Annotated in this window: 9 protein-coding genes; 1 reads left to right on the top strand and 8 read right to left on the bottom strand. The window is 46.7% G+C overall.

Features of this window, described 5'->3' with window-relative positions:
* On the bottom strand, positions 1-858 hold an 858-nt coding region (locus BCT81_RS23770; RefSeq protein WP_133152706.1), incomplete at its 3' end, for a catalase.
* Positions 859-1,058: 200 nt separating this feature from the next.
* A complete protein-coding gene (locus tag BCT81_RS23765) occupies positions 1,059-2,228 on the bottom strand; it encodes a glycerate kinase (RefSeq protein ID WP_102426067.1) in 1,170 nt (389 codons plus the stop codon).
* Between the two features lie 229 nt (positions 2,229-2,457).
* Between BCT81_RS23765 and BCT81_RS23760 the strand changes: the two genes are divergently transcribed.
* Positions 2,458-2,667, top strand: coding sequence for a hypothetical protein (locus BCT81_RS23760; RefSeq protein ID WP_008215911.1), 210 nt, complete (start codon positions 2,458-2,460; stop codon positions 2,665-2,667).
* A gap of 187 nt (positions 2,668-2,854) precedes the next feature.
* Here BCT81_RS23760 and BCT81_RS23755 read toward each other — a convergent pair whose 3' ends face one another.
* The 6 genes from BCT81_RS23755 to BCT81_RS23730 form a co-directional block, all read right to left on the bottom strand.
* Entirely contained in the window at positions 2,855-3,751 is an 897-nt protein-coding gene (locus BCT81_RS23755; RefSeq protein WP_102426066.1) for an L-ribulose-5-phosphate 3-epimerase, read from the bottom strand.
* A gap of 8 nt (positions 3,752-3,759) precedes the next feature.
* Positions 3,760-4,407 (bottom strand): 3-keto-L-gulonate-6-phosphate decarboxylase UlaD, encoded by a 648-nt coding sequence (locus tag BCT81_RS23750; protein WP_102426065.1) that lies wholly within the window; start codon positions 4,405-4,407, stop codon positions 3,760-3,762.
* A gap of 3 nt (positions 4,408-4,410) precedes the next feature.
* Positions 4,411-5,232 (bottom strand): pyridoxal phosphatase, encoded by an 822-nt coding sequence (locus tag BCT81_RS23745; RefSeq protein WP_102426064.1) that lies wholly within the window; start codon positions 5,230-5,232, stop codon positions 4,411-4,413.
* 20 nt (positions 5,233-5,252) lie between these two features.
* Positions 5,253-5,951 (bottom strand): L-ribulose-5-phosphate 4-epimerase, encoded by a 699-nt coding sequence (locus tag BCT81_RS23740; RefSeq protein ID WP_061032091.1) that lies wholly within the window; start codon positions 5,949-5,951, stop codon positions 5,253-5,255.
* A gap of 9 nt (positions 5,952-5,960) precedes the next feature.
* Positions 5,961-6,428: a PTS sugar transporter subunit IIA gene (locus tag BCT81_RS23735; protein ID WP_008215917.1), complete on the bottom strand. Its 468-nt coding sequence runs from the start codon at positions 6,426-6,428 to the stop codon at positions 5,961-5,963.
* Positions 6,429-6,500: 72 nt separating this feature from the next.
* On the bottom strand, positions 6,501-8,333 hold the full coding sequence (locus tag BCT81_RS23730; RefSeq protein ID WP_102426069.1) for a PTS ascorbate-specific subunit IIBC: 1,833 nt from the start codon (positions 8,331-8,333) through the stop codon (positions 6,501-6,503).
* Positions 8,334-8,354 lie beyond the last annotated feature (21 nt).

The raw sequence follows: 8,354 nt of genomic DNA, 5'->3' as shown, positions 1-8,354 counted from the left end.
GTAGTCTGCATGTGGCCAGATCTTAGTAAGATCGAATGGGTTGTAAGGTACTTTCGCTGCGTCCGCTTCTGGCATCACTTGAACTTTAAGTGTCCATTTCGGGAAGTCTTGGTTATCGATGCTTTCTAGCAGGTCACGTTGATGACTTTCACGATCTTCGCCGATCAGCTTCGCTGCTTCAGCATCCGACAAGTTCTTAATACCTTGCTGAGATTTGAAGTGGAATTTAACCCAGAAACGCTCATTGTCACTGTTGATAAAGCTGAACGTGTGGCTACCAAAACCGTGCATGTGGCGGTAAGTCGCAGGGATACCACGATCACTCATTACGATAGTGATTTGGTGAAGTGCTTCAGGTAGAGAAGTCCAGAAATCCCAGTTGTTCTTCGCGCTACGCATGTTAGTACGTGGGTCGCGTTTCACCGCGTGGTTTAGGTCTGGGAATTTAAGAGGATCGCGTAAGAAGAACACTGGCGTGTTGTTACCTACCATGTCCCAGTTACCTTCTTCAGTATAGAATTTCAATGCAAAACCACGGATATCACGCTCTGCATCAGCCGCGCCACGTTCGCCCGCTACTGTTGTAAAACGTGCAAACAAGTCGGTTTTCTTGCCAACTTCAGAGAACAGTTTTGCCTTGGTGTATTTGGTAATATCGTGGGTCACGGTAAATGTACCGTAAGCACCTGAGCCTTTCGCGTGCATGCGACGCTCTGGAATCACTTCACGATCAAAATGAGCCAATTTCTCTAAAAACCAAACATCTTGTAGAAGCTGTGGGCCACGTTTGCCCGCCGTTTGAACATTCTGGTTATGAGCAACAGGACAACCCGCAGCTGTAGTTAGTTTTTTACTCATGGTCTATTCCTTAAGGTAAAAGATATCGCATCGTTGCCATACCTTCGATTTAAGTGGATTCAATACTTTAAAAACCACTAAAATAATATGGGTAAAGAATAGACCTGAGTGGCCGGAAAATATAATCGTTTATATTTATCGTTGCTATCTATAAAACCTATCGAACAGGTGAGTTAACTAAGCCCCTGTATAACCTTACTTTATTTAATAATCGCCTGACCTAACTTCAGCGTTGACGCGATATTTCTTGCGGTTCTGGTTAGATTCAATTCGGCTTCTTGCAGCACTTGTTCAAGAGGCTGGGGAGAACGTACAGTTCCGAATAGACTGGCCATCTCACCATACAAAGCCTCAACTTGAGTTCCCAACGAGCCTGCAATCCCAATCGTCGGAATACCTTGTAAACTCGCTCGTTTAGCAATCCCATAAGGTGTTTTCCCTTGTAGAGTTTGATTGTCCATCTGCCCTTCCCCCGTAATCACAAGGTCGGCACCTTTCAATATCTCATCGGCTTGTAATACATCGAGCACCATCTCAATGCCGGGTTTAATCTGCATGTTGAATAGCAAACTCAGCCCCATCGGTGTGCCACCAGCCGCACCATAACCAGCACGTTCGTAAATCGACTGTTCACCTTCAACACAGCCTTGTGACTCAGCGACTCTAGCAAAGTGAGCGAGGGCCTTATCAAGTACCAAAACTTGTTCCGAAGTTGCACCCTTTTGTGGACCGAAGATATGGCTGGCACCATTATCACCACACAATGGATTATCAACATCACATGCGACAATCAATTCGATATCAGTGCAGCGCGAATCTATGTCAGCTAAATCAATAGAAGCTAACTCCGATAACGCGGCACCACCTCGGCTGAGCTCTTGCCCTGTACTGTTGAGTAACTTCCCCCCTAACGCTTGAACAATCCCCGCACCGCCATCGTTGGTTGCACTGCCGCCCAAGCCTAGAATGATCGTTTGAGCCCCCTGCAGCATCGCTTCTAAAATGAGCTGACCTGTACCGTATGAAGAAGCCACCAGCGGGTCACGCTGCTCTGGCGTTAGTAAATCTAAACCAGATGCAGCAGCAATTTCAATCAGTGCGGTTTTGTTTGGATTACGCTCTGACGGTTCAAGCATCGCCCATTCCGCATTTACAAGTTCACCCAACGGCCCTTCAACCTGAGTTACTCGCTTTTTTCCTGCTAAACCTTGCAGCAAAACATCAACCGTACCCTCACCGCCATCAGCCAAAGGCAAGGTCACGTAATCCGCGTCGGGGAAGACTTCACGAAAACCTTGTTCAATACACGCCGCCACCGATACAGCCGATAAAGATTCTTTAAACGAGTCTGGTGCAATAACTATTTTCATTGGTAAGCACTATATTAAGTCAATATTCAACCACGTTACTACATAGAAAAGAGAATATCGAACACCCAATAAAGTAGTCCTACTCAAGTCTCCTTTACGGAATAAGCGATAATTTTCCCCCTTGAAATCCTATTTTGATCGGATCGATATCCGTTTTTGAGGAATGCGTATAGAGTTGAATAAAATGAAAGTGATATAGTCCACCAAAATTCAATTTTGGAAAAGTACCATGCATTCAACCGACGCAATTGAACTCGTCAAACTAGGCGTAAACATCGAAATCGCAAAAGACTCCTCTCTACACCCAACAGACGCACTAGAAATCGTAAAGATTGCCAGTGAAATTGGCACTCACGTTACCGTGAAGAAGAAGTACCACACAGAGGTTCTGATGGAGATGGCAAAAGTAGGACGCGACCACATCACTGTTGCTATCTAACCAACGGCGATCGAGTTCTTCACCGCAGAAAAAGCAGAACGTGCAACATATTGGGGGCAATATGCTGCACGTTTTTATTGTCAGAAAGGAGCATGAATTTTCTGACATTAGCGATGTTTGATTCGCTAATCGGTTAAGCCAACTGAGCTGCTATTCTGTTGTTTTTGCGCAATCTCAATCTACGCGATTAGCTTCCAAGCAATTCATTTCCAAACAGGGGCATCACACCCGTTTGACGACAAACTTCATTTAAGCGAACCTGAGCTTTCAAGATATTCTCTTTCCAGTGCTCGTCTTGCGCCCACATCTCGATAACAAGTGGTACTACGCACTTCGTTTCTTTCAATGTTTTGAAGATCGCATTGAAATCGACTTCTCCCTCACCAATCACTAAATCACGGAACTGCCCTTTGTATTCAGGAGTGACGCGATACGTGTCTTTAAGGTGAATCTGCGTAATGTGCGGCTTACTCAGCTTAAGCTCTGTCACTATGTCATAGTTCCAACCTGAGATATTGCCTACATCTGGATACGCAGTGAAATAAGGCGAGTCAATCTCTCGGCTCAACACTTCAAACTTACTCAGCGAGTTCAGGTAATCCGTGTCCATGATTTCAACCGCTAACATCACCCCAGCGCGCTCCGCCAGTTGTGCCGAGAACTTCATACCTTCGATAAAACGCAGGTGTGTCGCCTTGTCTGCAGGCTCGTAATACACGTCATATCCTGCGAGCTGAATGGTGCGAATACCCAACTTGTAGGCCAACGTAATGGCCTTCTCCATATGGATAACGGCTTGCTCTCGCACTTTCGGATCAGCTGAGCCAAATGGGAACTTGCGGTGTGCACTCAAACACATAGACTGTAGCGGCACTTGATGCTCTTCACACAAGCGGCGTAGGCCATAAACCTCTGCATCGCACCAGTCTAAGCGGCTGCGTCTTTCATCGGATTCATCAACCGAAATTTCAAGGAAATCAAAGCCTAACTCTTTCGTCGTTTTTAGCTTATCTTCCCAACTTAAGTCATTCGGAAGGGCTTTTTCATAAAGCCCGACACGATGGCGCGTTAAGTTTTGGTACATAACGCCTCCTAGTTCCAATAGCGGTTGATTTGCTCTTTCAGTGCTTCAGCGGTTTCTTGGCCTTTTTCACCCGCCAACGCGCGGCCTGCAATGAAGGTTTTCGCTTTAATGCCTTCAAATAGGTACAGATCTTCTGGCACGATGCCACCTGTGATAGAAAGCTCGATACCCAGCTCAGACAGAGCACGCATCTTCACTAAGTCCGCTTCTGTCCAGCCCACGCCCGCCAACTCAGCGTCACGAGAACGGTGGTAGATCGCTTGTGTAATACCTAGGTCAACCCACGCTTGAGCGTCGTCCATAGTCCAGTTACCGTAGATCTCGATTTGAATTTCGCCATTGAACTCATCAGCGACTTTGTTACATGCATCAATGGTCGCAATGTGCGCTGCTGCTGAAACCGTAATCCAGTCAGCGCCTGCTTCAAATGCCATACGAGCCAGAATCGCCCCGCCATCTGTGGTTTTCATGTCACACACTAAGATATGGTCAGGGTGGTTTTTACGCAGTGTCGAAACCGCCTTCATACCTTCAGCGAACGCAAGGATAGTCCCCACTTCAATCACGTCTACGTAGCTCTCTACGTTGTTCGCAACTTCAATAGCAGCAGGTAGGTTCGTTTGGTCTAGGGCAATTTGAATCATTGGTTTAGTCATGGTTTATCCTTGAATTTGTTCACGTATTAGATGGGCAAGGCCATCTTGATTGTTGTCTGTTTTACACACGGCTTGAGCGTTCGATTTGACGGTGTCGTCAGCATTAAACATCGCTACGCCTAAGCCCGCGTATTGAAGCATTGATATGTCGTTGTGATTGTCACCAACGGCAATCACTTGGGAGGGCTTAAACCCCAGTTCATTCACGTATTCAGCAAGGCGTAGGCCTTTACTATTTCCCTTTGCGGCAAAGTCGATTCGGTTCGACCACGAACGTTCGCCATTAAAGTGGTCTTTGACCCAAGGCGTTTGCATTAAACGATCCACCGACTCTTGCTCCCCTTCCACCACAAACTTCCACACAAACTCGGTGTTCTTCGCCGTTTCAGAGAATGAATCCACTCGATAGATGTTTGGCTTGTGGTGCTCTGGTGCTTGCTCAGCCCACTCTTCCAACGCCAACATGTAGGCGAATGGGTTGTAGTTGGAGTAGGTCATCGCATCGGTGATATACATCACCATCTTCAGTTTGTGTTCCTGTGCTAGGTCGATGAACGTCAGAGCATGCTGATGTTCAATTGCGTTCTGAGTTAAAACGGTCTCGGTTTGGTAGTCATACACGTAAGTTCCGTTGCAGCAGATGATTGGAGTGTCTAGCCCTAACTCGTAGTAATAAGGCCTTGCTGCGGTGTGATGCCTACCGGTCACGATCATCACATGGCAATGTTGCTTGGCCTCTTGGATCGCTTTTTTCACTTCAGGATGGATGGTGTGATCATCGGTCAACACGGTTCCATCAAGGTCTAACGCCAATACTTGATACATCGCCTCTCCTCACGTCGCGCTTATTGCTGCCCGTAGTAAGCATTTTCACCGTGCTTACGTAGGTAATGTTTGTCTGATAGCTCCGGCTGAATCTTGATGCCGCTGTTTAGCGAACGTGTAGCCAATGCCATTGCCGACACCTCCTCTAGCACCACCGCGTTATGTACGGCGTCTTTGGCATCTTTACCCCAAGAGAAAGGCGCGTGCCCCGCCACAATCACACTCGGTACTGCCATCGGGTCGATACGGCGCTGGATAAACTCTTCGATGATCACCAAGCCAGTGTTTTTCTCATACTGATCCGCAATTTCGCTATTTGAGAGCTTGCGAGTGCACGGAATATCTCCGTAGAAGTAGTCAGCATGTGTCGTACCGAGAGCTGGAATATCAATACCCGCCTGCGCCCAAATCGTTGCACTGCGAGAGTGGGTATGCACAATGCCGCCGATTTCTGGGAACGCTTTGTAGAGCTCCAGGTGAGTAGCAGTATCACTTGAAGGATTCAGCTTGCCTTCAATGATGTTGCCCTCTAAATCCACTACCACCATGTCTTCAGCCGTCATGTCACTGTATTCAACACCTGAAGGTTTAATCGCTATCACGCCATTTTCACGGTCAAACTCAGAAACATTACCCCAGGTAAATGTCACTAAGCCGTACTTAGGAAGCTGCAAATTTGCTTCTAAAACACGTTGTTTCAATTGGCTATATTTGGACATATCGACTCCTTAAGCCGCTTCAGCTTGTGCGAGCGCCATATCAATCAGGTTCGCCACATCTTGCGGTGTTTTACATGCACGTAGTTTTGAGAAATCTTCATCAAACTCGATTAGGTTCGCGACCTGCATCGTGCCTTCGATGTGTTCTTCTGAATCTTTACCTGCCAAGGTGATCAGCACATCGACTGGCTCGTCTACATCATCAAAAAGAATTGGGGTTTCTAGGACCGTTAACGCAAAGCCTGTTTTGATCACGCCATCTTCTGGGCGGCAGTGTGGTAGAGCGAATGCGTCGTGAATACAGATGTATGGACCTTCAGCCGAAATCGCTTTGATGATCGCGTCGTAGTAACGCTCTTCAGCCACACCAGCTTTAACCAGTGCATCAGTACCGATTTTGATAGCCGACTGCCAGTCTGTTGCTTTTGCATTAAGTTGGATTGAGTTGTTGGTAATCAGAGATTCTTTCAAGTTCATTGTTTTGCTCACTTAGTAATTTGTTATTAGTATTTTTATTAGCCCAGCCGCTTTGCCGCTGGGCTAGTTCAATTATTTGTGGAAGTTGTTTTCGATAAGTGAAATCAGCTCATCACCAAAGGTTTTCACCATGATCATGTTCTTCACTGCTAGCTGCTGTTTACCTTCCGGTAGGTTGGTAATCTTTTCAGCCAACGCAACCGAAGTAACGATGATGTCGAATGAACCTAAGTGTGATTTGTAGTCTGTGATTGCACTGTTGAATGTAGTTGCTGGTACGCCTTTCTTATCTAAGAACTCTTTAATCTTCTTAGAACACATCATTGATGAGCCTTGACCAGAGCCACAGCACACGAGAACTCGTACTGGTTTCTGTTCAGTGGCGACACTCGCTTGTGGGGCCTCAGCCACCGCTTGAGATTTCAGAGGCGCTTCTGACTTAGCCGCTTGAGAATTAGGCGCTTCAACCTCAACCTCTACACCTTCTGGTGTTACTGCTGTCATGGTTTGTGCTTGTTGCGCTTCGCCGTCTTCTTCAGCACGTAGTGCTTTCGATGCGAAGTACATGTACACACCAGAAAGTGCGACAACAACAAAGAAGAACATGCTAGAGCTAGAGATACCTTGCATGATTGGTGGGAATACGAGAGCCCAGTCAGCCATACCCATCCAGCCGTTAAACTCAGTACCTGATTGCGCGAAGATGTGAATAGCCCAAGCTGAGCCAACTACTTCGATAATGCCCATCACGAAACAGATCTTCATCACCGCTTTCCAGCCACCGAAGTGGTTAGCGAATACACCAATCGTTGCGTTAGAGAAGAACATTGGAATGAAGCCAGGGATGATCATGATTGGCGCATCGAAGGCCAACATCGCCAATACCGCAGTAAATTGGCCCACAGCACCCCAAAGGAAGCCAAACACCATTGCGTTTGGTGAGTATGCGTAGATAGCCGCACAGTCAATCGCAAGAACCGCATTCGGGATTAGACGTTGAGAAATACCGTTGAACGCTTCAGAAAGCTCGGCAACGAACATACGTACACCGGTTACGATAACTTGAATCGCTACTGCGAATTTCAGACCCGTTTCGAAGATGTAAATAAGCCAGTGTGTGCTACCTGCCATCTCTTGAAGGTTATCAAGACCGAAAGAGAGAAGGATGATGCCGAAGAATGCCGTCATGACTAACGTAGTCGCAGCAATACTGTCGTGGAAGATGTGTAACCATTTCGGTAGGTTGATGTGGTCTACACTGTCGTTCTTATCACCTAACTTCGGAGCAACTTTCGTTGCAACCCAAGATGCAAACTGCTGTTGGTGACCAATAGAGAAGCCCGCTCCGCCTGTCACTTCTTGTGTAGGCTTGAACATGATGTTGGAAGAGATGCCCCAGTATAGAGCCATCAAAATTGCAGAGTAGATGATGGTTTCCCACATACCCGCGCCAAGCACGAAGTAGAAAACAGCAATCAAGCCAGCTTGTTGGAACATGATGTGTCCCGTAAGCATGATGGTGCGGATACCTGTAATTCTGCGGAAGGCAACCAATAGAATGTTGATGCCTAGCGCCATAAGGACTGCGTATCCAACCCAAGAGTAATTGTCACCCATGGTTTCCATGGTGGCCATCATGGAGGTGTAAGGGTCGATTACCGAGCCTGTCAGTCCATGAATTTCACTCATCTTTTCAATAACCGGTTTAAAACCTGCTACCAGTGTTCCCGCACCCACTTGAACAATCATAAAACCAACAATGGTTTTAATTGAACCGGCGATAACGGTTGTTGCGTCACGTTTGAGAAGGATGTAACCGAGACAAGTTACGATACCAAGCAGCAAAGGTGCTTTGGTCATAACCTGACTGTAAAAAATATAGAAGATATCGTATAAGAACTCCATATCTTTACCCCTGATATAATT

Origin of the sequence: Vibrio sp. 10N.261.52.A1, from assembly GCF_002876325.1 — a bacterium.
GTDB lineage: Bacteria > Pseudomonadota > Gammaproteobacteria > Enterobacterales > Vibrionaceae > Vibrio > Vibrio chagasii.
This window is presented reverse-complemented; position numbering and strand designations above follow the sequence as displayed.